At 70.7% G+C, this 25,080-nt stretch carries 21 protein-coding genes; 10 read left to right on the top strand and 11 right to left on the bottom strand.

The window, feature by feature from the left end:
- Positions 1-97 precede the first annotated feature (97 nt).
- The 4 genes from IT355_15620 to queC form a co-directional block, all read right to left on the bottom strand.
- Positions 98-1,924: a hypothetical protein gene (locus tag IT355_15620; GenBank protein ID MCC7054700.1), complete on the bottom strand. Its 1,827-nt coding sequence runs from the start codon at positions 1,922-1,924 to the stop codon at positions 98-100.
- Positions 1,925-2,168: 244 nt separating this feature from the next.
- A complete protein-coding gene (gene queD, locus IT355_15615) occupies positions 2,169-2,558 on the bottom strand; it encodes a 6-carboxytetrahydropterin synthase QueD (GenBank protein MCC7054699.1) in 390 nt (129 codons plus the stop codon).
- Entirely contained in the window at positions 2,555-3,199 is a 645-nt protein-coding gene (gene queE / locus IT355_15610; protein MCC7054698.1) for a 7-carboxy-7-deazaguanine synthase, read from the bottom strand. The genes queD and queE overlap by 4 nt, the downstream gene beginning before the upstream one ends.
- Complete coding sequence (gene queC / locus IT355_15605) at positions 3,196-3,933, bottom strand: 7-cyano-7-deazaguanine synthase QueC (GenBank protein ID MCC7054697.1); 738 nt, start codon at positions 3,931-3,933, stop codon at positions 3,196-3,198. The genes queE and queC overlap by 4 nt, the downstream gene beginning before the upstream one ends.
- A gap of 235 nt (positions 3,934-4,168) precedes the next feature.
- Between queC and IT355_15600 the strand changes: the two genes are divergently transcribed.
- Complete coding sequence (locus tag IT355_15600; protein ID MCC7054696.1) at positions 4,169-4,972, top strand: hypothetical protein; 804 nt, start codon at positions 4,169-4,171, stop codon at positions 4,970-4,972.
- 162 nt (positions 4,973-5,134) lie between these two features.
- On the top strand, positions 5,135-5,863 hold the full coding sequence (locus tag IT355_15595; GenBank protein ID MCC7054695.1) for a TerC family protein: 729 nt from the start codon (positions 5,135-5,137) through the stop codon (positions 5,861-5,863).
- 15 nt (positions 5,864-5,878) lie between these two features.
- Here the strand turns inward: IT355_15595 and IT355_15590 are convergent, their stop codons facing one another.
- From IT355_15590 to IT355_15580, 3 genes are all read right to left on the bottom strand, one after another.
- The gene (locus IT355_15590) at positions 5,879-7,741 is read right to left on the bottom strand and encodes a methyl-accepting chemotaxis protein (protein ID MCC7054694.1); all 1,863 of its coding nucleotides are present in this window, start codon (positions 7,739-7,741) and stop codon (positions 5,879-5,881) included.
- Positions 7,742-7,941: 200 nt separating this feature from the next.
- Entirely contained in the window at positions 7,942-9,069 is a 1,128-nt protein-coding gene (locus IT355_15585; protein MCC7054693.1) for an agmatine deiminase family protein, read from the bottom strand.
- Complete coding sequence (locus tag IT355_15580) at positions 9,032-9,961, bottom strand: carbon-nitrogen hydrolase (GenBank protein ID MCC7054692.1); 930 nt, start codon at positions 9,959-9,961, stop codon at positions 9,032-9,034. Before IT355_15580 ends, IT355_15585 begins: the two co-directional genes overlap by 38 nt.
- 448 nt (positions 9,962-10,409) lie before the next feature.
- Here IT355_15580 and IT355_15575 point away from each other — a divergent pair, with 448 nt between their 5' ends.
- The 7 genes from IT355_15575 (at position 10,410) to IT355_15545 (ending at position 17,578) form a co-directional block, all read left to right on the top strand.
- Positions 10,410-11,786 (top strand): sigma-54-dependent Fis family transcriptional regulator, encoded by a 1,377-nt coding sequence (locus tag IT355_15575; protein MCC7054691.1) that lies wholly within the window; start codon positions 10,410-10,412, stop codon positions 11,784-11,786.
- A gap of 2 nt (positions 11,787-11,788) precedes the next feature.
- A complete protein-coding gene (locus tag IT355_15570) occupies positions 11,789-12,427 on the top strand; it encodes a hypothetical protein (GenBank protein MCC7054690.1) in 639 nt (212 codons plus the stop codon).
- A 7-nt stretch (positions 12,428-12,434) separates the two neighbouring features.
- Entirely contained in the window at positions 12,435-13,427 is a 993-nt protein-coding gene (locus IT355_15565) for a tetratricopeptide repeat protein (protein MCC7054689.1), read from the top strand.
- A 222-nt stretch (positions 13,428-13,649) separates the two neighbouring features.
- Complete coding sequence (locus IT355_15560) at positions 13,650-14,501, top strand: hypothetical protein (GenBank protein ID MCC7054688.1); 852 nt, start codon at positions 13,650-13,652, stop codon at positions 14,499-14,501.
- Positions 14,502-14,565: 64 nt separating this feature from the next.
- The gene (locus IT355_15555) at positions 14,566-15,939 is read left to right on the top strand and encodes a sigma-54-dependent Fis family transcriptional regulator (protein ID MCC7054687.1); all 1,374 of its coding nucleotides are present in this window, start codon (positions 14,566-14,568) and stop codon (positions 15,937-15,939) included.
- A gap of 1 nt (position 15,940) precedes the next feature.
- Entirely contained in the window at positions 15,941-16,576 is a 636-nt protein-coding gene (locus tag IT355_15550) for a hypothetical protein (protein ID MCC7054686.1), read from the top strand.
- Between the two features lie 6 nt (positions 16,577-16,582).
- Positions 16,583-17,578: a tetratricopeptide repeat protein gene (locus IT355_15545; GenBank protein MCC7054685.1), complete on the top strand. Its 996-nt coding sequence runs from the start codon at positions 16,583-16,585 to the stop codon at positions 17,576-17,578.
- Here the strand turns inward: IT355_15545 and IT355_15540 are convergent, their stop codons facing one another.
- From IT355_15540 to acnA, 3 genes are all read right to left on the bottom strand, one after another.
- Positions 17,579-18,883: a DUF4147 domain-containing protein gene (locus tag IT355_15540; GenBank protein MCC7054684.1), complete on the bottom strand. Its 1,305-nt coding sequence runs from the start codon at positions 18,881-18,883 to the stop codon at positions 17,579-17,581.
- 116 nt (positions 18,884-18,999) lie between these two features.
- The gene (locus tag IT355_15535) at positions 19,000-19,587 is read right to left on the bottom strand and encodes a redoxin domain-containing protein (protein ID MCC7054683.1); all 588 of its coding nucleotides are present in this window, start codon (positions 19,585-19,587) and stop codon (positions 19,000-19,002) included.
- Between the two features lie 113 nt (positions 19,588-19,700).
- Entirely contained in the window at positions 19,701-22,466 is a 2,766-nt protein-coding gene (acnA, locus tag IT355_15530) for an aconitate hydratase AcnA (protein ID MCC7054682.1), read from the bottom strand.
- A 321-nt stretch (positions 22,467-22,787) separates the two neighbouring features.
- On the opposite strand from acnA, the gene IT355_15525 reads away from it, so the two are divergent.
- On the top strand, positions 22,788-23,807 hold the full coding sequence (locus tag IT355_15525; protein ID MCC7054681.1) for a M20/M25/M40 family metallo-hydrolase: 1,020 nt from the start codon (positions 22,788-22,790) through the stop codon (positions 23,805-23,807).
- A 120-nt stretch (positions 23,808-23,927) separates the two neighbouring features.
- On the opposite strand, the gene IT355_15520 is transcribed toward IT355_15525, so the two are convergent.
- Entirely contained in the window at positions 23,928-24,980 is a 1,053-nt protein-coding gene (locus IT355_15520) for a patatin-like phospholipase family protein (GenBank protein MCC7054680.1), read from the bottom strand.
- Between the last annotated feature and the right edge of the window lie 100 nt (positions 24,981-25,080).

Genomic DNA, 25,080 nt, shown 5'->3' with positions numbered 1-25,080 from the left:
CGATCCGAAGATCACGTGTCCCGGCCCCTCGCCCGTCCTGGAACACGACGTGACCCGGTCGCTCCCGATCAACGTCGTCCACAACACTGCGGCACTGCTACGGCGTGATGCGGAACACCCGGGCAATGCGCGGAGCCCCGTTCACGTAGCCGACCGAAACGGACCGACCGTCGGCGGAGACGGCGAGGCCTTCCGAGCGCACCGCGGTACCGTAGCTGGTGATGGTGGGTCCGGTCTGCGTCCATGCGCCGGTGGTGAGCGTGTACACCCGCGCCACGCTCTGGCTCGCGCCGTTGGCGGCTACCCGGGTGCCGTCATCGGAAATGCCGGCCTGCTCGCCGAAGCCGTCGCCGTTCAGCCCAGTCGAGCCGAGAATGTCGCCGCCGACCTGCGTCCAGGTGGACCCGATCAGGTCGAAGATGCGGAGCTTGCCCGCGGCTCCGCCGCCACCGCTCGTCCCACCCTCCGTGTCCTGCGGCGCGCCGACGACGATCCGCGAACCGGTGGCGGTCAATGCGAGGCCTGCACCAAACGCGTCGCCGATCTGCTCGCCCTGCAGCGTGTTGCCGAGCTGCGTCCAGGTGGAGCCGACGAGCCGGTACACGTGGACCGTGCCCGCACGCGAGGATCCCGCGGCAGACGGTTCCGCCGCCGCGATGGTGGTACCGTCGCTCGAGATGTCCACGCGATCGCCGAACTCGTTGTTCGCATTCAGCGTCGCGCCAACCTGGGTCCACGTGCTGCCGACCAGGTCGTAGACCGTGACCCAGCCGCCGACGCCGCCGACGCTGGTTGCGGACGCCACCAGCCGGGAGCCGCTGCCGCTGAGCGCGACGCTCCAGCCGAAGCCCCAGTTGGTGCTTCCGCCGTCGATGTCGGCACCCACCTGCGTCCACGCCCCGCCAACGAAGTCGTAGACCCGGACCTGCCCGGCGGCCGAGCCGGCGTCGTCGTTGAGATAGGCGCCGACGGCGATCCGCGTGCCGGCGGCATTGATGGCCACGCTGACACCGGCGCGATCGCCGGCCGCTTCACCGATGATGTCAGTGCCCATCTGCGTCCAGGTGGTGCCGGTGCGTTCGTAGACGCGTGTGGTGCCGTTGGTGGAGGTGTAGGCCCCGACCACGATCCGGGTGCCGTCGGCATTGAGTGCCATGGTCGAGCCGTACTGCCCGTCGGTGCTGGTCATGTCGTTGCCGAGCTGCGCGATCGGGCCATGCGTGGTGGTCAGGGCGTAGGTCTGCGGCGCGATCGTGATGCCGGAGCCTGTGGCGGCGACGGTGAGCGTGGTCGTGGCTGCGGCGGCGGCGAGGGTGGTGCTCAGCGGGATGGTATCGCTCGTCACGCCTGGGGCGAGGGACTGGCTCGCCGCGGTGACGCCGGCGGGAAGTCCGGTCACCGAGACGTTGACCGTACCGTTGAACGTGCCGGTACGCGTGAGGGTGACGATGATGCTTCCCGCTGTGCCGGCCTCGATGCTTCCCGCGGCGGTGGCGAGGGCAATGACAGCGCCGTTCCCGCCCGTGACGCTGAGCGCCAGCGGGCGCGGCGTGATGCTCACGCCCGAGGCACTGCCGGTGACGGTGACCGCGACGCTGGTGGCGGCAGGCGCGCTGGGGGCGGCGGTGAGCGTGAGGGTGGCCGACGTCGCGCCGGCGGCGATCGTCTCGGCGCTCGACGTGACGCCGGTCGGCAGGCTGGCGGCAGTGACCGTGACGGGACCCGTGAACCCGCCGCCGCGCACGAGCGTGACGCCCACGGCGGCAGTCGCGCCGGCGACGATGCTGCTGGTCGGCGACGTGACGGAGAGCGTCGCAGTCGGGGTCGCGGGCGGGGTGGTGGGTCCGTCACCACCGCCGCTGCAGGCCGTGTGGGTCAGGACCAGCAGCGTGGCTGCGGCACGTCGAAGCGGGTGGCGGAACATCCGGGCTCCTGTCGGTCGTGTGGGTGTGGCTGCACCCGCACGGCAGACGGCCGTGGGGTGCCACATCCAGAGCGCGACAGAACCCGGTGGCCGGGCTCACGGAGGGCGGAGGAAAGGGGGCGAGATCCCCGTCCCCTCGAGTTCAAGATCCCCGTCCCCTCGAGTTCAAGATCCCCGTCCCCTCGAGTTCAAGATCCCCGTCCCCTCGAGTTCAAGATCCCCGTCCCCTTGAACGGGCGCGGGGTCACTCCCCCCGGTACGTGCACCCCGACGTGCAGGTCTCGTGCACCTGCACCTCGCTCAACTGCGGCAACGCGCCGCGCAGCCGGTCCCAGATCCAGCGTGCGAGCACCTCGCTGGTCGGGTTCTCGAGCCCGTCGATCTCGTTCAGGCAGTAGTGATCCAGTCGCGCATCGAGGGGGGCCCAGGCCGCCTTGAGCTCGCCGAAGTCCATCAGCCAGCCGGCGTGCGGATCCACCGGGCCGCGCACCACGATGCGGATGCGGAACGAGTGCCCATGCAGCCGCCGGCACTTGTGGCCAGGTGGCACGTTCGGCAGCCAGTGGGCTGCCTCGAACGTCACGTCGCGGTGCAGCTCGACGATGTGACCACCGCCATCCCCCGTTGTGCTCATCGGATCTCCAGCCATTTGTGCACCTGCAGGCTCAGCCGCCATTGCGGGTTCGCGAGACAGTAGGCCAGCGCCGCGCGCACGTTCGCGGCCGCGTCGGGGCCATCCATCGGCTGCAGGAAGAAGTGCGCGAAATCGAGGTCCGCGAACCGCTCGGGCTGTGCGCCGGGCTCCACCTGCGGGTACACGAGCTTGAGCTCCGTGCCCGCGCGCAGCACCAGCGGCGCATTCGCCTTCGGGCTCACGCAGATGTGATCGAGCCCGCGCGGCGCGGGCTGCGTACCGTTGGTCTCCACCGCCACCTCGAAGCCACGCGCGTGCAGCGCGTCGATCGCGGGCTCATCCAGCTGCAGCAGCGGTTCACCGCCGGTGCACACCACCAGCTTCCGTGCCCGCGGCGACGCAGCGGCGGGCCAGCGCGCATCCACATGCGCCGCCAGCGATGCAGCGTCGGTGAACTTGCCGCCATCGGGACCGATGCCCACGAAGTCGGTGTCGCAGAAACGGCAGACGGCCGTCGCGCGATCCGCCTCGCGACCGGTCCACAGGTTGCAGCCGGCGAAGCGCAGGAACACCGCCGGCCGCCCGCTCTGCAGCCCCTCACCCTGCAGGGTGTAGAAGCACTCCTTCACTGCATACGTCATCCGTGCGGCTCCAGCGGTTGGCTGGCGTACCGCGTGGGATCGGCGATGCCGGCCTCGCGAAAGCCCTTGTGCCGCAGCTGGCAGGCGTCGCAGTGCCCGCACGCGGCCCCGTCGTCGCTGGGGTCGTAGCAGCTGATCGTGCGGCCGTAGTCCACGCCGAGCCGCGTGCCGAACTCCACGATCTGCCGCTTCGTCATCTGCTGCAGCGGTGCACGGATCACCACCTTCGTGCGCCCTTCCACCGCCGCTGCCGTGGCGAGGTTCGCGAGCACCTCGAAGGCGCTGATGAACTCGGGCCGGCAGTCGGGATAGCCGCTGTAATCCAGCGCGTTCACCCCGATGAAGATGTCGCTCGCGCCCAGCACCTCGGCGTACGCCAGCGCGAACGAGAGGAAGATCGTGTTGCGCGCCGGCACGTACGTGACCGGGATGCCGTGCGTGAGGTCGTCGGCGCTGCGGTCCTTCGGCACCGCGATGCTGGCATCGGTGAGCGCCGACCCGCCGAAGCCCCGCAGGTCGATGTCGAGGATCGCATGGCCGCTGGCGCCGAGCTGGGTGGCGATGCGCTGGGCGGCGGCGATCTCGTGCTGGTGGCGCTGGCCGTACCGGAACGTCAGCGCGTGCGCCGACCAGCCCTCGGCGATAGCATGCGCGAGCACGGTGGTGGAATCCAGCCCACCACTGAGCAGGACGACAGCGGGCCTTGCCCCGGGAACCTGTGTGAGTGACGACATCGTGGGGCGAAGGCTAACGGCCCCGGTCGGCGACGGAAACGGAGCGGGGCTCCGGAGGTGGCCGACGCCGTGCACATGCCGCGGACAGCCACCCCCGGCACCGGCCGCCGCCAGGTCGGGCGGATGTGCCGATGCTGCGCGGCGGGCTTGCTCCCGGCAGTGTCGCCCGGCATTCTCGCTGCATCCGCGTGATGCGCGCGGTGCACCCCCCACTTCCCGCAGCTCACACACCACGATGATCCCGCTTCGATTGCTCCGCACGGCCTGCTGTGCGGCCCCGCTCGTGCTCGCCGGCTGCGCCACGCTGATGTCCGGCGGCTCGGTCGCGACACCCGCGCCCACCACCGGCACGGCCGTGGTCGAACGGATGCTCGCCACATACCAGGGCAAGTGGTTCCAGACGATGCAGTTCACCCAGGAGAACACGCGCTACGCCACCAACGGCCGCACGGAACGGAGCCAGTGGAAGGAGTACATGCTGGTGCCGGGGCGCCTGCGCATCGAGTTCATGCCGGCCACCGGCGGCAACGGCGCGATCTACGCCGACGGCAGCGTCTACTCGTTCGAGGGGGGGAAGCTCGCGCGGACACAGCCCGAGGTGAACATGCTCCTCCTGCTGACGGCCGATGTGTACGCGCAGCCCGCAGCCACGAGCGTGCGGCAGCTCAGCGGGCTGGGCGTGGACCTGGCGCGGCTGCGCAGCGACAACTGGGCGGGGCGCCGCGCCTGGGTGGTGGGGGCCACGGGGCCGGCCGACCTCGGCTCACCGCAGTTCTGGGTGGATGCCGAGACGTGGGCGGTGCTGCGCGTGGTGAGCCGTCCGGCGCTGGGCGGGCCGCAGGGGCCGCGACCCGCCACCGAGTACCAGCTCTCCGATTACCGCACCATCAGCGGGTTGCCGATCGTGCACGAGATCACCTTCCTGCGCGACGGGAAACCGTTCTTCAAGGAGCAGTACACGGAGGTGCAGCTGAACACGGTGCTCGACGCGCGCCTCTTCTCGACGTCGCAGTGGCGCATCCCGGCGCGGGTGCCCTGATCCGCGACCAGCCCGGCCCGCCGACGCCCGCGTGGTGACGCGCCCCGCCTGATCTGCGCCCGGCGGCCGGCCCCCGGCGCGGCGCGACTATCTTGGCAGGGATGCGGCATCACCAGTCGGGTGGTGCCGCATGTGGCATGCCCCCACCTGTTCCGGCTCGACATGTCCCACCTGCTCACCGCGGATGCCCTGGTCGGTCTCGCGACGCTGACCGTCCTCGAGATCGTCCTCGGCATCGACAACATCATCTTCATCTCGATCCTGGCCAGCGCGCTGCCGGCAGCCGAGCAGCCGCGGGCGCGCCGCCTGGGCCTCGCCGGCGCGTTCATGTCGCGGATGGCGCTGCTGTTCAGCATCACCTGGATCATGCGGCTCACCGAGCCGCTGCTCACCGTGCTGGGTCGCGGCATCTCCGGCAAGGACGTCATCCTCATCGTCGGCGGCCTGTTCCTGATCGGCAAGGCGACCACCGAGATCCATCACAAGTTCGAGGACGACGAGAAGGCGGCGATGGCCGAGCAGGGGCGGGCCTCGGGCCGCGGCCTGTGGGCCGTGGTCGCGCAGATCACCGTCATCGACATCGTCTTCTCGCTGGACTCGGTGATCACCGCCGTCGGCATGGTGCCACACATCGAGATCATGATCGGCGCGAACATCATCGCGCTCTGCATCATGCTCTTCGCGGCCGGCCCGATCAGCGCCTTCGTCGACCGGCACCCGACGGTGAAGATGCTGGCGCTGTCGTTCCTGGTGCTGATCGGCACCAACCTGGTGGCCGAGGGCACGGGCTTCCACATTCCGAAGGGCTACACGTACTTCGCCATGGCGTTCTCGGTGGCCACGGAGATGCTGAACATCCGCCTGCGGAAGAAGGCCGACCCGACGCGGTAGCGCCGGGCGCGCCGCTCAGGCCTGCCGCTTCGGGCGCGGGGCGGGTGCCCGGTTGAGCACGCGGTTGTTGAGCGGCGTGACCGAGGTGACGCGGATGGGCGTGCCGTCCTCGCGCGTGCCGGGCATCACGGCCAGCCGCGGTTGCTCCGCCGCATCGGCCGCAGGGGTGTGTCCCAGTGTGCTCCGTGACTCCACGAGCGCCCGCAGGCGCGTGCTGCGGCCGTGCAGGACCTGCGACGCGGCGCTCATCTGCTGGCACGCCTCACTCTGCTCCTGGGCCGAGGCGTTGGCCTGCTGCGCACTGGTGGCGTGGCCGGCCGCGTCCACCGCCACCACGCTGAGCGACTGCTGCACACCCGCCATCTGCGTGGAGTTGAGGGCCGCGATCTGGCTCAGGTTCGCGGCAGCCGCCACGGTGCGCTCGGCCGAGGCGGTGATGCTCTCGAGCGCCGTGCCGACGTCGCGGCCGACGGTCTCGATCTCGCCCACCAGGCTGGCGCTGTGCTGCATGGTGCTGACGGTCTCGTTCACGCGGCCGGTGATAGCCTGCGTGAGCCGGGCGACGTCGTCGGCCGCGCGCTGGGCGGCCTCGGCCAGCTTGCGCACCTCGTCGGCCACCACCACGAAGCCGCGGCCGGCGTCACCCGCACGCGCCGCCTCGATGGCGGCATTCAGCGCCAGCATGTTCGTCTGCTCCGCGATGCGCCCCACCGTCGTCACGAACTGCGCGATCCCCTCGGTCACGCCGTGCAGCGACTCCGCCGTGCGGCTCGCGTTCTGCACCGAGGTCCGGATCTCCATCATCACCGACATCGCCTGCGCAATTGTCACCCGCTTCGCCATCGCCTCGTGCTCGATCGACTCGGCGAGGGTGGCCACCGAGCCCGCCTCCTGCCGCACCTCGATCGCGCGCTGGCCGTTCACCGCCAGCTCGGCATCGATCTTCTTCAGCATGCCCACCTGGTTCTCGGCGCCGCGCGTGACGTTCTCCATCACGTGCGACACCTCGGTGGCCTTCACGGCGATGCGGTCACTCACCTGCGACAGCTCGCTGGACGACGACGAGAGCTCGGTGGCGGTGGCGGCGGTGGCCGTGGCCAGCACGCCGAGTGATGCGCCGGCCTCGTTGAGCGCGGCGGCGATGCGCTCGAACTCGCCGGGCATCTGCGCGGTCGTGCGGGCATCGAACGCACCGCGGCTGAGTGCGTCGGCGTGGAGCACGAGCTGGTGCAGCGGGTCGTTCACGGAGCGCAGCGTGGCACCCACGAGCAGCGTCCCGATGATCATGACGCCACCGAAGACCAGTAGCACCGCCAGCGCCCGCGTCTCGGCCTCGCTCCGCATCTCGGCGGCCACCAGCGTCACCTGCCGCTCGGTGAGTGCACCGAGCCCGTTGATGCCGCTGAGGAGCTGCCGGGCGGTCGTCGTCACGGCGGTCTCCTCGCGGCGCGCGGTCGCGGTGTCCCCGGCGGCGAGGGCCCGGTGCGCGCGGCGGTAGCTCTCCTCGACGGTGGTGAGGGCGCGGTCCACCTGCGCCACGAGGGCGAGGTTGTCCGACTGGCGCGTGGCCTGCCGGTTCATCGCGCGCGTCAGGTCGTGGGTGCGAAGCCGCAGGCTCTCGAACGTTCCCAGCGCGCTGGTGTCGCGCGAGCGGAGGTAGTGACCCGCCGCCTGCATCTCCTCGGCCACCGCGGCGGAGAGCTCGGAAGAGAGACGGGCATCGCGCCGGATCACCTCGAGCGCCGCGGTGGCGCGTGCGGCGGAGGTGTGCAGCGCCTTGTAGGCGATCACGCCGGCGCCGGCGAGCAGCACGGCGAGCACGAGGAAGGCGCGCAGCAGGCGGCCGCCGATGGTGCGGGCACCGATGGAGGCCGTCACGCCGGTCATGACCCGGAGCCCACGCCGCGGCTCCGCTCCGTGTGCGATGACGGCGCGGCGGGGACCATGCGGTTCGGCGGTCTCGGTGGTGCTCCAGCCATACAGGGACGGGTGGGGGAGGGTGGGTGCACCTCCCGGACGAGCCCATCCATATGGAGGTCACCGTTCCGGCTGGCTCTCCCTTCCGCACTCCCGCAGCGTCAGCGCGCCGTGCGTGCCGCCGGCAGCTGCTGCGAGAGGCAGTGCAGGGTGCCCAGCCCCCAGACCAGGTCCACGGCGTGGATCCCCACGATCGAGCGGGTGGGAAAGCACCCGGCGAGGATGTCGAGCGCGACGCGGTCGTTCGGGTCGTTGAAGGTGGGGACGATCACCACGCCGTTGGCGACGTAGAAATTCGCGTAGCTCGCCGGCAGGCGCACGCCGTCCATCATGACCGCGCGCGGATACGGCAGCTCGACCACGCGCAGCGGGCCGGCGGCGCCACCCACCTTCCGCAGTCGGTGCAGGTTGTCCATCGACCGGCGGTGGTTCTCGTCGTCGGCCGGGTCGCGCTCCACCGCGAGCACCACGGTGTCGGGCGCGGTGAAGCGACAGATGTCGTCCACGTGGCCGTGGGTGTCGTCCCCCACGCACCCCTCGCCCAGCCAGATGGTCTCGGGACACCCGAGCCACTCGGCGAAGACGCGTTCATAGTCCGCGCGACCGAGCCCCGGGTTGCGCACCTGGACCTCGGTGAGGAGCCATTCTTCGGTGACGAGGACGCGCCCGCGCCCGTTCACGTCGATGCCGCCACCCTCGAGCACGAGGGCCCCGTTCCCGTCGGCACGCTGCGCCTTGGTGAGCGGCAGCCCGGTGACCTCCGCGACATGTTCGGGCACCTGCGTGTCGTGCAGGTAGTTCTCGTACTTCGCCCAGGCGTTGAATCCCCACTGCACCAGCTCCACCGAGCCATCGGGGCGGTGCACGCCGCTCGGTCCCGAATCCCGCAGCCAGACGCGGTCGGTGCGCGCCACGTGCAGGCGCACGTTGTCCAGGTTCACGGCGTGGGCGGTGAGCATCTCGCGCGCCTGCTCGCGGATGTGCGGATCGTTGCAGAGCACGTCCACACGCTCGTGTTGCGCGAGCGCACGCACGATCTCGGCGTACACCCACGGGATCGGCTCGAACTTGCCCGGCCAGTCGGGTTCGTGCACCGGCCAGCCCAGCCAGGTGGCGGCGTGCTGCTCCCATTCCGCCGGCATGCGGCGGGTGGGTGACGCGAGCGGGGTCACGTATGGGTACGTCGCGTGGTCAGGCGCCACCGAGCCACCGGTTCGTGATGGGCGCATAGGCGTCGATGCGGCGGTCGCGCAGAAACGGCCAGTTGCGCCGCGTGTCCTCGATCAGCGCGCGGTCGCAGGTGGCGACGAGGATCGCGGGGTCGGTGCCCGCCTGTGCGAGGTAGCGTCCGATGGGGTCGCAGATGAACGAGTGGCCGAAGAACTCGATGCCATCCGTGCCCGGTTCCGGCTCGAGGCCGACGCGGTTGGCCGACGCCACGAAGACACCGTTGGCGATCGCGTGCGCACGCTGCGCGGTGCGCCATGCATCCACCTGTGCGTCGCCGAAGGTGGCCTTCTCGGCGGGGTGCCAGCCGATGGCGGTGGGATAGAAAAGCACCTCGGCGCCGAGCAGCGACGTGATGCGCGCGGCTTCCGGGTACCACTGATCCCAGCAGATCAGCACCCCGATCTTCGCGAACTTCGTCTGCCAGACGCGGAAGCCGTTGATGCCCGGGTGCCGGTCGGTGCGGAGGTCGGGGGCCACGTCACCGGGCGTGAAGTAGTACTTCTCCTCGAAGAGCGGGTCGTGCGGGATGTGCATCTTGCGGTACGTGCCGAGCAGCGAGCCGTCGGCGTCGACCACGGCGGCGGAGTTCTTGTAGATGCCGGCGGCCTGCTTCTCGTAGACCGGGACCACCAGGGCCACGCCGAGCTCCTGCGCCACGCGCTGCAGTGCCTCGACGGTCGGGCCGGGAATCGGCTCGGCGATGTCGAAGTGCTCCAGTTTCAGCGACTTGCAGAAGTAGGGCGCGTTGAAGAGCTCCTGGAGGGAGATGATCTGGGCGCCGAGGCCAGCCGCCTCACGGATCTTCTCGATCGCGGCGGCGACGGTGGTGGCACGGTCGCCGGTGACGGCCATCTGGATGAGGCCAACCGAGAACGTGGTCGGAGCGGGCATTGGGTCGGGAACCGGTCTGGAAGGGAGGCGGGCTGTCGCAGCGGCAATCTATCCCCGCCAGGCCGGCACTGAGTCCAGCGTGGTATCCTCCCTGCGCTGATCCTCCGGCTGTACCAGAATGCAACATCCTGTTTCATTTCGCACCGAACGCGGCCGTATGCAGGCTCCCGCCGAGCGGCCTCAAACCATTGACTCGCAACGAGTTGAACCGCGTGGCCGGCGGGAATGCGTCTGGCCCGCTGGTTGCCATGCTCAACCGTGACAGCTCACTCTTGCATACCGACCAGATTCCCAGCGAGCAGACACCATCGCGCCCCGATCCGCCGAGCGACGCAGCGTGCGGGTTTCGGCTGCGACCCGAAAAGGATGAGGCCGCCAAAATGCACCGCGCCCGGACTCGCGGCTTGCGTCAGTCGTCAGGGGCGACTCGCCAGGATTCCGCCACCACGTGACATCGCTCGTCGTCGTTCCCTGGTCGACCTCCTTCGAGACGCTGTGGCCTGAACTGGCCGCAGCGTCTGGCGTGGTGCTCGACGTGCTGCACGCGCCCTCGCCGGAGCTGCTGGATGCACTGGCGTTGCGGCGGGACGTCATCGTCGTGCACGCCATCGGCGGGGTGGAGTCCACTGCGATCGAGGCGCTGGCGCGGCACGCGATGCCGGCGAACGCGGTGCTGGTCGGTGCGGCCGGCGATCACCGCGTGGCCGTGCGCGCCCTGCGCCGCGGTGCCGAGGACTACTTCGCGATGCCGGGCGACGTGGAGGCGTTGCGGAGCTGGATCGTGGATGCCGTCCGGCGGATCGAGGACACCCGGGCCGGGTCGGTGTTCGCCGCCCGGGAGGGCACGAAGTACACCTACGATGGCATCCTCGGGTCGAGCGCCGCGCTGCGCCAGGCGCTGGCGCTGGCGGGCCGCGTGATTCCGCACCCCAACGTGACCGTCCTCCTCACCGGCGAGACCGGGACGGGAAAGGAGCTCTTCGCCCGCGCCATCCACTACAACGGGCCGCGCAAGAGCCAGCCGTTCGTCGAGGTGAACTGCACCGCGATCCCCGACACGCTGCTGGAGAGTGAACTGTTCGGGCACGAGGCCGGCGCCTTCACGGATGCGCGCACGGCCAAGCCGGGGCTGTTCGAGCTGGCCGACGGTGGCACGTTGTTCCTCGACGAGATCGGCCACCTCCCGCTCGCCCTGCAGGGCAAGCTCCTGCGCGTGCTCGAGGAGCGCACGTCGCGCCGCGTCGGCGGCACCCGCAGCGTCGCTTTCGACGTGCGCATCATCGCGGCAACACACGTGGACCTGCAGCGCGCCGTGGAGCAGGGCGCCTTCCGCGAGGATCTCTGGTACCGTCTGAACGTGATGACGATCGAGCTGCCGCCGCTGCGGGAACGCCTGGACGACGTGGTGGAACTGGCGGAGGCCTTCGTGCGGCGCTTCGCGCGTGAGTACGGCATCGACCCGGCCCCGACGCTCTCCCCGGACGCGCTGCGGGTGCTGACCGCGCGGCCCTGGCCCGGCAACGTGCGCGAGGTCCGCAACGTGATCGAGCGCGCCCTGCTCGTCTCCGACGGGCATCGCGTGGAGATCGCGGATCTCTCCCGACCGGGCGCGGCGCCCACCGCCACGCGCGGCACCTGTGAGCTGGACTGGCCCTCACCGCTGGGCGCCCTCGTCCGGAGCGCCTGCGCCGACATGGTGCAGCGGTGCGCGGGCAACAAGAGCGAGGCGGCGCGCCGCCTCGGCATCAGCCGGCAGCGCCTGCAGCGGCTGCTGGAGGCAGGCAGTGACGACGAGACACCCAACGAAACCCCAGAGGAGTTCTGACGATGTCACGCATACGGCAGGTCGCGCTCGGCGCGATGGCTTCGATCCTGGTGATGAGCTGCGGCGGCGGCGATGGCGCGCCGGTGGACCCCAGTGGCAGCGGGCCGACGCGGACGGAGGCGCAGATGTCCTTCCTCCGCCTGGAGCCGGGCGCGTCGCTCGGCACCGACAGCGTGAGCTTCTGGGCCGTGCGCGGCAAGGATCGCGAGGTCTCGATGTTCTACCGGCCCACCGCCGGGAGCACCGACTCGGTGCGCTTCCTCAGCTTCAAGGTCGAGGACAAGTCGCTGCTGCGGAGGCCGGACGGCACGGCGTTCGCGTTCGGCGACTCGATCCGGATCACGATCCGTGTGCGCGACCTGTCGCGGATCATCACCGAGTACTCGCCGAGTGGGCTCGTGTTCAACCCGGCCGCGCCCGCCGAGCTGCGCCTCGACTTCGAGCATGCGGATGACGACTACGACGACGACGGCACCGTCAGTCGCTCCGACTCCCTGCTGGTGCCGACGTTCGCGATCTGGAAGCAGGAGTTCGCGGGCCAGCCGTGGGTGCGCCTGTCGAGCCGGGTGGAGGTTTCCGGGGGGATGCGCGAGATCGAGGCGCAGATCCTCTCGTTCACCAACCACGCGATCGCGTACTAGCACGGCCATGTTCGGTCCTGCCGCCGATCCCGTGCTGCTCACCGCACGCGCCGCCGCCGAGGCGGGCGCGTGGGGCGAGGTGCGCGCACACCTCGAGCCGCAGGCGGCGGCGAGTGAGCGGGATGGCGCGCGGGCCAGTCTCCTCGCGGAGGCCTGCCTGCGCACGGGAGATCCGCGCACCGCCACGCGGTGGCTCGAGACGGCGGCGCCACTGCTCGTGCTCACCGGTGACCGTCCGGGACTGCGGCGGGTGGTGAACATGCAGGGGGCTGCGGCCTTCGCCCTCGGCACCCTCGAGGGCGCGGCCGAACGGTTCGGTGCGGCGCTTGAGATGGCGCGGGCCGATGGCGACGCCTTGCTGACTGCGCGCGCCATCAACAACCTCGGCGCCATCGATGCGCTGCGCGGTGACACGGATCGCGCCATCGCCGCCTACCAGCTGGCCATCCCGGTCTACCACCGCATGGGCCAGACGCTGGGCCTCGCCGAGAGCTGGCACAACCTGGCGATCTCGTACCGGTCGCAGGACCAGCTGCACGACGCCGACGAGGCGGAACGCCGCGCGATCGAGTACGCCGGCGAGGCGGGCAGCCCTGGCCTCGCCGCGATGGCCCAGGTGGGGCGCGCCGAGGTCGCGTTGCGACGCGGAGACTTCGTCTTCGCGCATGCGAGTGCGTCGCGGGCGGCCGGGGTCTTCAGCACGCTCCCCGATTTCCTCCTGCAGGCCGACGCGATCCGGGTGCAGGCCGCGGCGAGTGACCGCCTGCATCGCGAGGCCGATGCCGACGCCGAGCTGGCCCGGGCCTATTCGCTCGCGCGGACGCACGCGCACCGGCTGCAGGAATCGCAGATTCTCCAGACCCACGCCGAGATCCTGCTGCGCCGTGGTGCCATTGCCGGCGCGCGGAGCCGGGCGCACGAGGCGCTGGCGGGCTTCGAGGCACTCGGCAGCACCGCGGCCGCGCGCGAGATGCGCCTCTTCCTCGCCCGCCTGGCCTGAGCGACTACCCTCCGGCGCGCTGCCGGTGGCTGTAATGCGGCGATACAGACTGCAACGCGCCGATGGCGTTCGCTCCCGTCACGCTCCGCGATCGGCGCGTGCAAGTCGTTGCCAGTCAAGAGCTTGGAATATTCGGCAGGCGCCGCGGCCGGTGGCGCGCGCCATGCCCTTCCAGTGGATCAGCCGGACGATCCCGACCCCTGATTCTCATTGGAGCCACCCATGCGCACTCGACGACTTCTCCCCCGCGGCAGCCGCGTGCTGCCTCTCTTCGTGCTGGCTGGCCTCACGGCCTGCGCCGGCAGCAGCGACAGCCCCGTGGCGGCGGAGGGTGGCGCCGCCAGCCTCTCGGTGTCCTTCACCGCGCCGGCGGTGGCGGGGGCGGCCGCCACGAATGCCGCCGGCAACCTGGTGTTGACGGGCAGCGGGGCCGACACCCTGATCGTCACGAAGCTCGAGATGGTGCTGAGCCACGTGAAGCTGCGCCGGGCCGGGGTCGCGGCCTGTCCGGATTCCATCGCCCCGAGCCAGCAGCGCGGCCGCAGCCACGACGTGAACGGCTGTTCACGGCTCGACCTCGGACCGATGCTGCTGGACATGCCCCTCGGTGGTGCGGCGACCTCGCCACTGGCCGTCACGGTGCCGGCTGGCACGTATCATGAGTTCGAGTTCGAGGTCGGTGACGTGAGCAGCAGCTCGCGCGCGACACAGGCGGAGAAGGACTTCCTGGTGGCGCATCCCGGGTTTCGCGACGTGACCGTGCGCGTCACAGGGACGTACAAGGGGGCGCCATTCACCTTCCTGAGCCGGGCGCAGACGGAGGTGGAGTTCGAGTTCGAGCCGTCGCTGACAGTGGAGACGGGGGTGAACGACAACGTCTCGACCGCGATCGACGTGTCGGCGTGGTTCCGTGGGGCCGGCGGGGCGATCGTGGCGCCGACGGTCGCAAATCAGGTGCTGATCGACCAGAATATCCGGAACTCGTTCAGTGCGTTCGGCGACCGGGATCGTGACGGACGGGAAGACCGTGGGCGTGGCCGCCATGGCGGAAGCGGCCACGGACGCGACGGCTGAGTGCCGGACCGGCGTTCAGACATGACACTCTTTTCGGCGCAGCCGGCACGCGCCATCGGACCTGGTGACGACGCTCGCACTCCTTGGCTGGTCGGACTCGTTCGAGATGCTGTGGCCGGAACTGGCCACGGCATCCGGTGCGACGCTCCAGCCGTATGCACCGACGGCGGACGGCCTCGCGGCCTGGGCGGCGCTGCCGGATGCCATCCACCTGCTCGCGGCGGGCGGCGTGGAAGCTGACGCGATCTCGGCGCTCGAACGCGTGGCCTCGCCTGCCCACACGGCGGTGGTGGGCTCGACGAGCGACCATCGGCTGGCCGTCGGCGCGATGCGCAGCGGTGCGCAGGAGTACTTCGCCCTGCCGGGTGACCTCGAGGCGCTGCGGAGCTGGGTGAGCGATGCCGCGCGCCGGATCGGCGAGCAGCGTGACGGCTCGGCCTTCGCCTCGCGCGAGGGGATGAAGTACGCGTTCGACGGCATCCTGGGCGACAGCCCGGCGCTGCGGGCGGCCCTCACCCGCGCGGCACGCGTGATCCCGCACGGGAACGTGACCGTGCTGCTGCAGGGCGAGACGGGCACGGGGAAGGAGCTGTTCGCGCGCGCCATCCACTACAACGGCCCGCGGGCGAAGAAGCCGTTCGTCGACGTGAACTGCACCGCCATCCCCGACAACCTGCTCGAGAGCGAGCTGTTCGGGCACGAGGCGGGGGCGTTCACCGATGCACGGACCGCGAAGCCGGGACTGTTCGAGCTGGCCGACGGCGGCACGCTCTTTCTCGACGAGATCGGGCACCTGCCGCTGGCGCTGCAGGGCAAGCTGCTGCGGGTGCTGGAGGAGCGCACACTGCGCCGGGTGGGCGGCACGCGCACCATCCCGTTCGACGTGCGCATCATCGCGGCCACGCACGTGGAGCTGAAGGCCTCGGTGCAGCGCGGCGAGTTTCGCGAGGACCTCTGGTATCGGCTGAACGTGATGCCGATCGAGCTGCCGCCGCTGCGGGAGCGACCGGACGACGTGCTGGGGCTGGCGCAGGCGTTCGTGACGCGGTTCGCGCACGAGTACGGGATGGTGCCGGCGCCCACGATCGCGCCGGCTGCGGCCCGGGCGCTGACTGACCGGGCGTGGCCCGGCAACGTGCGCGAGCTGCGCAACGTGATCGAGCGGGCGCTGTTGCTGTCGGATGGGGTGCGGCTGGAAGCGACGGACCTGGCGGGCGACGGCGCGACGGTCGCAGCCGGTTCGTCGGGAGGGGAGCTGCCGTGGCCGGCATCGTTGTCGATGCTCGCGCGCGGCGCGGCGAGTGCGATGATGCAGCGCTGTGGCGGGAATAAAAGCGAGGCAGCGCGCCGACTGGGCATCAGCCGTCCGCGATTGCAGCGGCTGCTGGACGCGCAGGCGTCCGGCGCCACCGACGACGAACTCAACGAGGACTACTGATATGCGACGTTCCCGATGGCTGGGCCTCACGTTCACCGCGCTGCTGGCCTTCGGCTGCGGCACCGACACCACGGCGCCCGGCGACGGCAACACCAACACGGAGCCGGTGCCGCAGTCGCAGCTCACCTTCCTGCGTCCCGCCCCCGGCGTGGCGCTGAGCCGCGACAGCGCGGTGTTCTGGGCGAAGCGCGGCGAGGATCGCGAGGTGGCGATGTACTACCTGCCGACGCCCGGCAGCTCCGACTCGGTGCGCTACCTCCGCTTCCGTGTGCGCAAGGAGGCGCTGCTCACCCGTCCCGACGGCTCGGCGTTCGCCGAGGGCGATTCCGTCAGGATCACGATCCGCATCCGCGACTTCTCCAACCTGATCACGGAGTTCTCGCCGAGCGGGCTGAAGTTCAGCGCCAGCAAGCCGGCGGAACTGCGCCTCGACTTCCGGAACGCCGATCCGGACCGCAACCGTGACGGCGTGGTGAATGCCGCCGACACGTCGCTGGTGGCGAGCTTCGCGATCTGGAAGCAGGAGGCGGTGAGCCAGCCGTGGTACAAGCTCACCAGCGCCGTGGAGGTCTCGAGCAACTTCAGTGAGGTGAAGGCCGACATCACGTCGTTCACCAATCACGCCGTCGCCTGGTAGTCCCCGATGACCGGTCCGTTCCCCGATCCCGTGCTGCAATCCGCACGCGCCGCCGCCGCCGACGGCGCGTGGGGCGACGTGCGTGCGGTGCTGGAAGGGGATCCGGACGGGACGCAACGGGACGGGACGCGAGCCGTGCTGCTCGCCGATGCGTGCCTGTGGACCGGTGATCCGCAGGCCGCGTCGCGCTGGCTCGCGACGGCGATCCCGCTCCTCTCACGCGCTGGCGACCGGCCGGCCGTGCGTCGCTCCATCAACATGCAGGGCGCCGCCGCGTTCGCACTCGGTTCGCTGGAGACCGCTGCGGATCGCTTCGACCAGGCGCTGGGCATGGCGCTGACGGACGATGATACCCTGCTCACTGCACGGGCGACCAACAACCTGGGTCTGATCCAGGCGTTGCGCGGCAATGCGGAGCAGGCCATCGCGGCGTACCAGCGCGCCATCATGACCTACCAGCGGCTCGGCAATGCGCGTGGCCTGGCCGAGAGCTGGCACAACCTCGCGATCTCCTGCCGGACCCGCGGCGAGCTCGATGCCGCAGAGGATGCGGAACGCCGTGCCATCGAGTATGCGAACGAGGCGGGCAACCCGCGGCTGGCCGCGATGGCGCAGGTCGGCCGTGCCGAGATCTCGCTGCGGCGCGGGGACCATGCCTGGGCCCGCGCGACGGCGTCGCGCGCGGCGGCGGTGTTCGCGGGCGTCCCCGACTACCTCCTGCAGGCGGATGCGTTGCGGGTGCGGGCCGATGCCTGCGACCGGATGGGCCTGACCGGCGAGGCGGATGAGGCGATCGCTGGTGCCCACGCACTCGCCCTCGCGCATGAGCACCGGCTCCAGGAGGCGCAGGCGCTGCAGACGCATGCGCAGATGATGCTCCGGCGCCGTGACAGCGCCGAGGCGCGGCGCATCGGGAGCGAGGCGCGTGCGCTCTTCAGCCGCATCGGCAGCGTCGCGGCCGCCGAGGAGATGGCGGAGTTCCTCGCCGCGCTCGCGCGCTAGCTAGCGGGGCGGCTGCACCAGCGCGATCACGACGTCGTTCAGGTTGGTCCCCGTCGTCATCGCCGGCACCAACGCACCCACCGCGCGCAGCACGGTGTGGCTCTCGCGCGCGGCGAGCGCCTGCGCGGGATCGAGGCCCTGTGCCAGGATCCCGCGCCACGTCGCGCTGGTGACCACCGCACCGGCGGCGTCGGTGGCGCCGTCGCGGCCGTCGGTGCCGGCACAGAGCAGGGTGATGCCGCGGGCTGCCTCACCGGCGTCGTGCAGCACCTGCGCCGCGGCGAGCGCCAGCGCCTGCATCCGCCCGCCGGCCGGCGCGCGCGGCGGCACGCGCATCGTGGGTTCACCACCCCAGCACAGCACCGTCGCCCCGCGCCGGTCCGGCGCCGCGGCCTGCGCCAGCGCGGCGCGTGCCACGAAGGTGCCGACATCGTGCGCGTCACCGGCCAGCGGTTCGCTGCGGAACGTCGCGTCCATCCCGCGACTGATCGACGCCGTGACCACCGCCCCGCACGCAATGCGGTTGCTGGCGAGCACCAGGTGCGGCACCGGTGCGAAGGTGGCGTGCGTCACGTGGGTGGCGTCGATCGCCTCGTGCAGCTGGCGTCGCTCGGCGGCATCCAGCGCCGCGTGCTCCACGCAGGCGTGTGCCTCGGAGCAGGGTGCGGACTCGGCCACGCACGGGCCGCCGCCGATCGATGCCACATCATCGCCAGGCACATCGGAGATGACGAGCACGGTGGTGCGTGCGCCGGCGTCGTGCAGCGCCTGCGCCAGGCGACCGCCACCCCAGCGCGACAGGCGACGGCGCACCACGTTGATGGCGCGGATGTCGATGCCCGCCCCCAGCAGCGCAGTGCAGCACGCGACGTAGGTCGCTGGCGCGATGCCCGCACGCGGCGCCCCGATCAGCGACGACGTGCCGCCGGACAGCAACACCAGCACGTCGTCGCCAGCCTGCACGTCGAACTCGATGTGGCGGCCGATCGCGTCCGCGGCTGCGCGCGAATACTCACCCGGCACGGGATGGTCACCGGTCACGACACGCAGCACGCCATCCGGCTCGTGGGGATCGTCGTGGGTCACGCAGACGCCCCCGGCGACAGGCACCGCGTGCGCCGCACACCACGCCAGCGCTGCGTGCGACATCGCGCGGGACGCCTTGCCGGTGGCGATCAGGTGCAGCGGCGCCCCACCGAGCCCGGCTCCGTCCATGGCGTCCTTCACCCCGCCGGCGGGCTCCAGCTGCTGCAGCGCCTCCCGAAACAACTTCTCGAGGAGCGTCCGGTCAGCCGTGTGCGTCATGCGGCGCAGTGTAGCGTCGTGCAGCCGCCGGTGCAGATGTATCAGTCATGATGCCCGAACGCACGGCGGGCGCACCCGATCGGATGCGCCCGCCAGTGCAGCGTGCCGAGAAGGGCTCAGTGCCCGTGCCCGCCGCGCGCCTTCGTGACTGCAGCGCCGAGGTCGGTGTAGGCGGTCTCGACCATCTGCCGGAACGGCTTCGCGGTGTAGGCGATCTTGCCGTCCGGGCCGATGACGTAGAGGTAGCGATTGTCGATGTTGTTCGCCGGCATGAAGGCGCCGTACGCCGCACCGACCTGGCCACCCACGTCGCTGCCGAAGAGCATCGGGAAGTTGGCCTCGCGGGCCCACGCCTGCTGGTCGGCGCTGGCGTCGGTGCTGATGCCGATCACCGTCACGTTCTCGCCATTGTGGAAGAGCTCCGCCCACTTGTCGCGGTAGGCGGTCATCTGCACCGTGCAGCCCTGGGTGCGTACACGCGGGAAGAAGGCCAGCACGACGGTCTTGCCACGCAGCGACGACAGCGTGAGCGGCCGCACCGCGCCGTCCTTGCCGACGACGGGGATGGTGAACCCCGGGGCGTCCTGGCCCACCTCCGGACCGGCCGGTGTTGCGGCGGCCGCGGCCTGGGCGCGCAGCGTGTTCGGTGCTACGAGGAGGCCGGCAACGGCCAGGGCCGACAGGGAGCGGCGGAGTCTCAGCATTGGCGTGTGGGATGAAGGCGGGTGGAACGGCCCGACCGCCGCCATCCGGCGGGGAGCGGGCGAGGGGCACCCGGCGCGCGGGCCTCGCGCACCGGGATCAGGAGCTGGACCTGCTACTTCGCCCCGCGGGCCAGGTTCCGCAGCACGTACGGCAGGATGCCGCCGTTGCGGAAGTACTGGAGCTCCTCGGGGGTGTCGATGCGGGCCCGGACGGTGAACGTCTTCACGCTGCCGTCGGTTGCCGTGGCGGTCGCGGTCAGCGTCGCCCGCGGCTGAAGCGTGTCGTCGACACCGGCGATCGAGATCGACTCGAAGCCGGTGAGCCCCAGCGTCTGGCGGGACTCGCCGTTCACGAACTCCATCGGCAGCACACCCATGCCCACCAGGTTGCTGCGGTGGATCCGCTCGAAGCTCTCGGCGATCACCCCGCGGATGCCGAGCAGGCGGGTTCCCTTCGCGGCCCAGTCGCGGCTCGATCCCGTGCCGTACTCCTTGCCGGCAATGATGACCATCGGCACGCCCTCGCCCTGCAGGCGCATCGCGACGTCGAAGATCGTCTCGGGCGTCGCGCCAGGCGCGGTGGCCGTCCACCAGCCTTCCTTGCCCCCCACCAGCTCGTTCTTCAGGCGGATGTTCGCGAACGTGCCGCGCATCATCACCTCGTGGTGGCCGCGGCGGGCGCCGTACGAGTTGAAGTCCTTCTTCGCCACGCCACGCCCCTGCAGGTACACACCGGCCGGTGACGAAGCCGCGATGTTGCCGGCCGGCGAGATGTGGTCGGTGGTGATGCTGTCACCGAACATGCCGAGCACGCGCGCGCCGGTGATCGGCGTGATGCCGGGCGGGGTCATCGTCATGCCGGCGAAGTACGGCGGCAGGGCGACGTAGGTGCTGTTCGCGTCCCAGGTGTACGTCTCGCCGGTGGGCGTCGGCAGGTCACGCCACTGCTGGTCGCCCTCGAACACCGCCGCATACTCCTTCTCGAACTGCTCGCGCTTGACGCTGCGCAGCACCTCGGCCTCCACCTCGGGAAGCGACGGCCAGATGTCCTTCAGGTACACCGGGCCGCGGTCGCCGATGCCGATGGCCTCGGTGGCGAAGTCGATGTCCATGCGGCCCGCGAGCGCATAGGCCACCACCAGTGGCGGCGACGCGAGGTAATTGAAGCGCGTCTGCGGGTTCACGCGCCCCTCGAAGTTGCGGTTGCCGCTCAGCACTGCCGTCACCACCAGCTTGCCGCTGTCGATGGCGCTGCTGATCTCCTCCGGCAGCGGGCCGCTGTTGCCGATGCAGGTCGTGCAGCCGTAGCCCACCGTCTGGAAGCCGAGCTTGTCCAGGTACACGTCGACGCCGCTCTTCGCGAAGTACTCCGTGACCACCTTCGAGCCCGGGGCGAGGGAGGTCTTCACCCACGGCTGCGTGCGCAGGCCGGCCTTCACGGCGGCGCGCGCGAGCATGCCGGCGGCGAGCATCACGCTCGGGTTGCTGGTGTTGGTGCAGCTCGTGATCGCCGCGATCACGACGGCGCCGTGCTTGAGCTGGAACGACTCGCCGCGGAAGTGGCAGGTGACGCCGGTGTGCACCTCCTCCACCGGCCCGCCCTCGTTCTCCATCACGGCGGTGGCCGTCGTGACCGGCGCCGGCGCGCCCTGCGCGCCGAGCGTCTTGAGCGTGTCGGCGAGGTTGCTGCGGTAGTTCGCCTTCGACTCGCTGAGCGGGATGCGGTCCTGCGGGCGGCGCGGGCCGGCCATGCTCGGCACGACGGTGGTCATGTCGAGGCTGATCGTGTCGGTGAAGATCGGGTCGGGCGTCTCGTCGGTGCGGAAGGTGCCCTGCGCCTTCGAGTACGCCTCCACCAGGGCGATCTGCTGTTCGCTGCGGCCGCTGAGGCGCAGGTAGTTGAGCGTCTCCGCGTCGACCGGGAAGAAGCCCATGGTGGCACCATACTCCGGGGCCATGTTCGCGATGGTGGCGCGGTCGGCGAGCGACAGGTTGCTCAGGCCCGCGCCGTAGAACTCCACGAACTTGCTGACCACCTTCTTCTTGCGCAGCATCTCGGTCACCGTGAGCACCAGGTCGGTGGCGGTGGCGCCGACGGGGAGCTTGCCGGTGAGCTTGAAGCCGATCACGTCCGGGATCAGCATCGACAGCGGCTGGCCCAGCATCGCGGCCTCGGCCTCGATGCCCCCCACGCCCCAGCCGAACACGCCGAGGCCGTTGATCATGGTGGTGTGGCTGTCGGTGCCGACGAGCGAGTCGAAGTACGCGTGCGTCGAGCCGTCGTCATCGGTGCGCGAGAAGACGGTCTGGCCGAGGTATTCGAGGTTCACCTGGTGGCAGATGCCGGTGCCCGGCGGCACGGCGCGGAAGTTCTTGAGGGCCGTCTGGCCCCAGCGCAGGAACTGGTAGCGTTCCGTGTTGCGCTCGAACTCGAGGGCCACGTTCTGGAAGAAGGCGTCGGCGGTGCCGAACTCGTCCACCTGCACCGAGTGGTCGATGACGAGGTCGACCGGCTGGAGCGGGTTGATGCGATTGGGGTCGCCGCCGAGGGTCTTGAGTGCGTCGCGCATGGCGGCCAGGTCCACCACGCAGGGGACGCCGGTGAAGTCCTGCAGCAGCACACGCGCGGGCATGAAGCTGATGTCCGTCTCCCGGGCGACGGTCACATCCCAGGCCGCGAGCGCATCGATGTCGGCCTTCTTGACGAAGGCGTCGTCCTCGCAGCGGAGCAGGTTCTCGAGCAGCACGCGCAGCGAGACCGGCAGGCGGTCCACATGGGCGCCCGGGAGGCCGGCGAGGGCGTCGAGGCGGAAGATGGAGTAGGCGGTGCCGCCGACGTCGAGCGACGCGCGGGCACCGAAGGAGTTCGGATGGGACATGGTCCGACGATCTCCGGAACCGGGCCCCCGCGTCTGGCGGGGGCGGAGTGATGAATGGAGCCACTGCCGAGTGTCCGGCGAGACGCCGGGCCGACAGGCTGGGGGGCAACTTAGTGGACGGCGACCCAGCTTGGTTGAGCGTCCACCGACGGGAGTGTCGGCTACTCCCGTTCAAGGTGACTGTCCCCTTGAACCCCCCGAGTCACTGCGCGACCCGCGACTCTGTCCCCTTTCACCGCAAATGACTCAGAGTCGTATGGCGGAGTCGTTTGGCGGGCGGGGGGCGGCCGGCCCTGCGGTTCACCTGCCTAGTTTTCGCGGATGCCGACCACGACCGCCCCCGACGTCCTCGCCATCGCCATGCAGCTGATGGCCACCGAGTCCACCACCGGCAACGAAGGCCGCGTCGTGACCGTGGCCGAGCTGATCCTCACCGAGCTCGGCTGGAACGTGCGACGGATTCCGGTCACCCCGGGACGCGACAACCTGCTGGCATACGGGCCGCGGCCGGTGGAGCTCGTCTTCTCGACTCACCTGGACACCGTCCCGCCCTACCACCCACCCTCGATCGACGGCGACCGGTTGCAGGGGCGTGGTGCCTGCGATGCGAAAGGGATCGCCGCGGCGATGATCTGCGCGGCCACCGCGCTGCGCGACCAGGGCCGCCCGGTCGGCGTGCTGCTGGTGGTGGGCGAGGAGGCGCCGCACGACGGGGCGATGGCCGCCAACGCCATGCCCAACAGGTGCCGCGTGCTGATCAACGGCGAGCCGACCGAGTCGAAGCTCGGCGTCGGCACCAAGGGCGCGCTGCGCTGCAGCATCACCACCCGCGGCAGGGCGGCGCATTCGGCCTATCCGCAGAACGGCATCAGTGCGACCGCCAACCTCGTCGCGCTGCTCACCGAGCTGCGCACGCTGCCGCTGCCCTCGCACCCGATCCTGGGCGAGACCACCGTCAACATCGGCTCACTGGCCGGTGGCGTGGCCGACAACGTCATCGCCCCCGAGGCAACGGCCCGGTTGATGGTGCGCCTCGTGACCCCCGCAGACGAGACGGTCGCGCTGCTGCGCACCTGGCTGGGTGATCGCGGCGAGCTCACGGTCGAGACCACCGTGCAGCCGGTGCTGCTTGGCACCGTGCCCGGCTTCGAGACCGAAGTCGTGGCCTACGCCACCGACATCCCCGAGCTGAGCAACTGGGGCACGCCATACCTGTTCGGTCCCGGCAGCATCCACGTGGCGCACACCGACGATGAGTTCATCAGCATCGCGGAGATGCGGGCGGCAGTGGATTCGTACCAGGCGCTGGCTGCGGCCGCCCTGGTGACTGCGACGGCGTAACCGGCTGCACGTCGCTCCCGCACCGGCGCACAGGCTGGCCGTGCACGGTGACCGCGATCGCACGATCCCTGCGGCTCCGGCCGCACCGCGCCGTCGTGCACATCACCGGTGCGAAGGTCGTCAGGACTGCCGGTGCAATCCGATCGCACCGGTGGGACAGTGCACGGTGAAGTCACTGTCCACCGGACTCCAGTCGAAGTCCAGGGCGCGCGGCTGCGCCTTCCCGTCTGCGCCACGCACCATGGCATGTGGCGCCATCGCCAGGCATTGCCCGCACCCGGTGCAGCGCTGCGCATCCACCGTGACCTGCACGCGCTGCCGCGGGAAGATGCCGCGTCCTGCCGCCAGCGCCTGCGGGATCGACGACAGCACCTCGCGCGCCGCCAGTGCACCGGCCTCGATCAGCAGCGGGATCTTCTCGAAGTTGAACCAGCCGTAGCGACTCACGTGCGGCCTGACGAGGACCAGCGGGGGCGTCGTCCAGTGCTCCAGTGGCATGTGCTGCAGCGTGCGCATCATCAGCGTGGCCGAGCGCATGAAGATCGACGCGATGCCGCGGTGCGCCACCTCGGTGGCCGCCTCCAGCTCGCTGTTGCCCACATCCACCGCGATGAGGAGGTCCAGCCCCTCGGCCACCGCCGACACCGGCATGTTGTCGATCGTGCCGCCATCCACGCAGGTGCGGCCCGACACCACCCCGGGCGGGAAGAACCCTGGCAGCGCGCACGACGCGTACACCGCCTCCCGGATCGACGCCTGGCGGAAGCCCGGCGCGCCCCACATCACCTGCATGCCGTTCTCGAGGTCGACCGTGTTCACCAGCAGCGGGATCGTGATCTGGTCGAAGCGCCGGTCCGGGATCACTCCGGCGATCAGCGCCTGCAGCGGTTCGCGATAGTAGAAGCTCGGGCTGCGCAGCAGCCCGCGCGCGAAGCCGCCGGCGTTCACGCGGAACAGGTCCTTGCGCGTGAGTGCCAGCGCCCGCTCACGCATCCTCGGCACCGGGGTGCCCAGTGCGTAGGCGCTCGCGATCAGCGCGCCGATGCTCGATCCGGCCAGCAGCACGGGATCGATGCCGGCACCGTGCAGCACGTCGAGCACGCCGATGTGCGCAAAGCCCTTGAGCCCACCGCCGCCGAGCACGAGTCCGATGCGGGGCCTGCTGGTCGTCATGCGGTGGTCATGAAGTGGGGAGCTGCATCGGGCTGAAACATGGCGGGGGGCGCCAGTGGTGCGGGAGGCAGCGCCGCCGCCGTCGATCGTGGCCGCGCGG

Source organism: Gemmatimonadaceae bacterium (assembly GCA_020851035.1).
GTDB lineage: Bacteria > Gemmatimonadota > Gemmatimonadetes > Gemmatimonadales > Gemmatimonadaceae > JACMLX01.
The sequence above is the reverse complement of the archived record's forward strand: the minus strand, read 5'-3'. Positions and strand labels throughout refer to the sequence as shown.

Coding starts and splice junctions, on each gene's coding strand:
- IT355_15620 (MCC7054700.1), bottom strand. CDS start 1,924: ATGTTCCGCCACCCGCTTCGACGTGCCGCAGCCACGCTGCTGGTCCTG.
- queD (MCC7054699.1), bottom strand. CDS start 2,558: ATGAGCACAACGGGGGATGGCGGTGGTCACATCGTCGAGCTGCACCGC.
- queE (MCC7054698.1), bottom strand. CDS start 3,199: ATGACGTATGCAGTGAAGGAGTGCTTCTACACCCTGCAGGGTGAGGGG.
- queC (MCC7054697.1), bottom strand. CDS start 3,933: ATGTCGTCACTCACACAGGTTCCCGGGGCAAGGCCCGCTGTCGTCCTG.
- IT355_15600 (MCC7054696.1), top strand. CDS start 4,169: ATGATCCCGCTTCGATTGCTCCGCACGGCCTGCTGTGCGGCCCCGCTC.
- IT355_15595 (MCC7054695.1), top strand. CDS start 5,135: ATGTCCCACCTGCTCACCGCGGATGCCCTGGTCGGTCTCGCGACGCTG.
- IT355_15585 (MCC7054693.1), bottom strand. CDS start 9,069: ATGCGCCCATCACGAACCGGTGGCTCGGTGGCGCCTGACCACGCGACG.
- IT355_15580 (MCC7054692.1), bottom strand. CDS start 9,961: ATGCCCGCTCCGACCACGTTCTCGGTTGGCCTCATCCAGATGGCCGTC.
- IT355_15570 (MCC7054690.1), top strand. CDS start 11,789: ATGTCACGCATACGGCAGGTCGCGCTCGGCGCGATGGCTTCGATCCTG.
- IT355_15565 (MCC7054689.1), top strand. CDS start 12,435: ATGTTCGGTCCTGCCGCCGATCCCGTGCTGCTCACCGCACGCGCCGCC.
- IT355_15560 (MCC7054688.1), top strand. CDS start 13,650: ATGCGCACTCGACGACTTCTCCCCCGCGGCAGCCGCGTGCTGCCTCTC.
- IT355_15550 (MCC7054686.1), top strand. CDS start 15,941: ATGCGACGTTCCCGATGGCTGGGCCTCACGTTCACCGCGCTGCTGGCC.
- IT355_15545 (MCC7054685.1), top strand. CDS start 16,583: ATGACCGGTCCGTTCCCCGATCCCGTGCTGCAATCCGCACGCGCCGCC.
- IT355_15540 (MCC7054684.1), bottom strand. CDS start 18,883: ATGACGCACACGGCTGACCGGACGCTCCTCGAGAAGTTGTTTCGGGAG.
- IT355_15535 (MCC7054683.1), bottom strand. CDS start 19,587: ATGCTGAGACTCCGCCGCTCCCTGTCGGCCCTGGCCGTTGCCGGCCTC.
- acnA (MCC7054682.1), bottom strand. CDS start 22,466: ATGTCCCATCCGAACTCCTTCGGTGCCCGCGCGTCGCTCGACGTCGGC.
- IT355_15525 (MCC7054681.1), top strand. CDS start 22,788: ATGCCGACCACGACCGCCCCCGACGTCCTCGCCATCGCCATGCAGCTG.
- IT355_15520 (MCC7054680.1), bottom strand. CDS start 24,980: ATGACGACCAGCAGGCCCCGCATCGGACTCGTGCTCGGCGGCGGTGGG.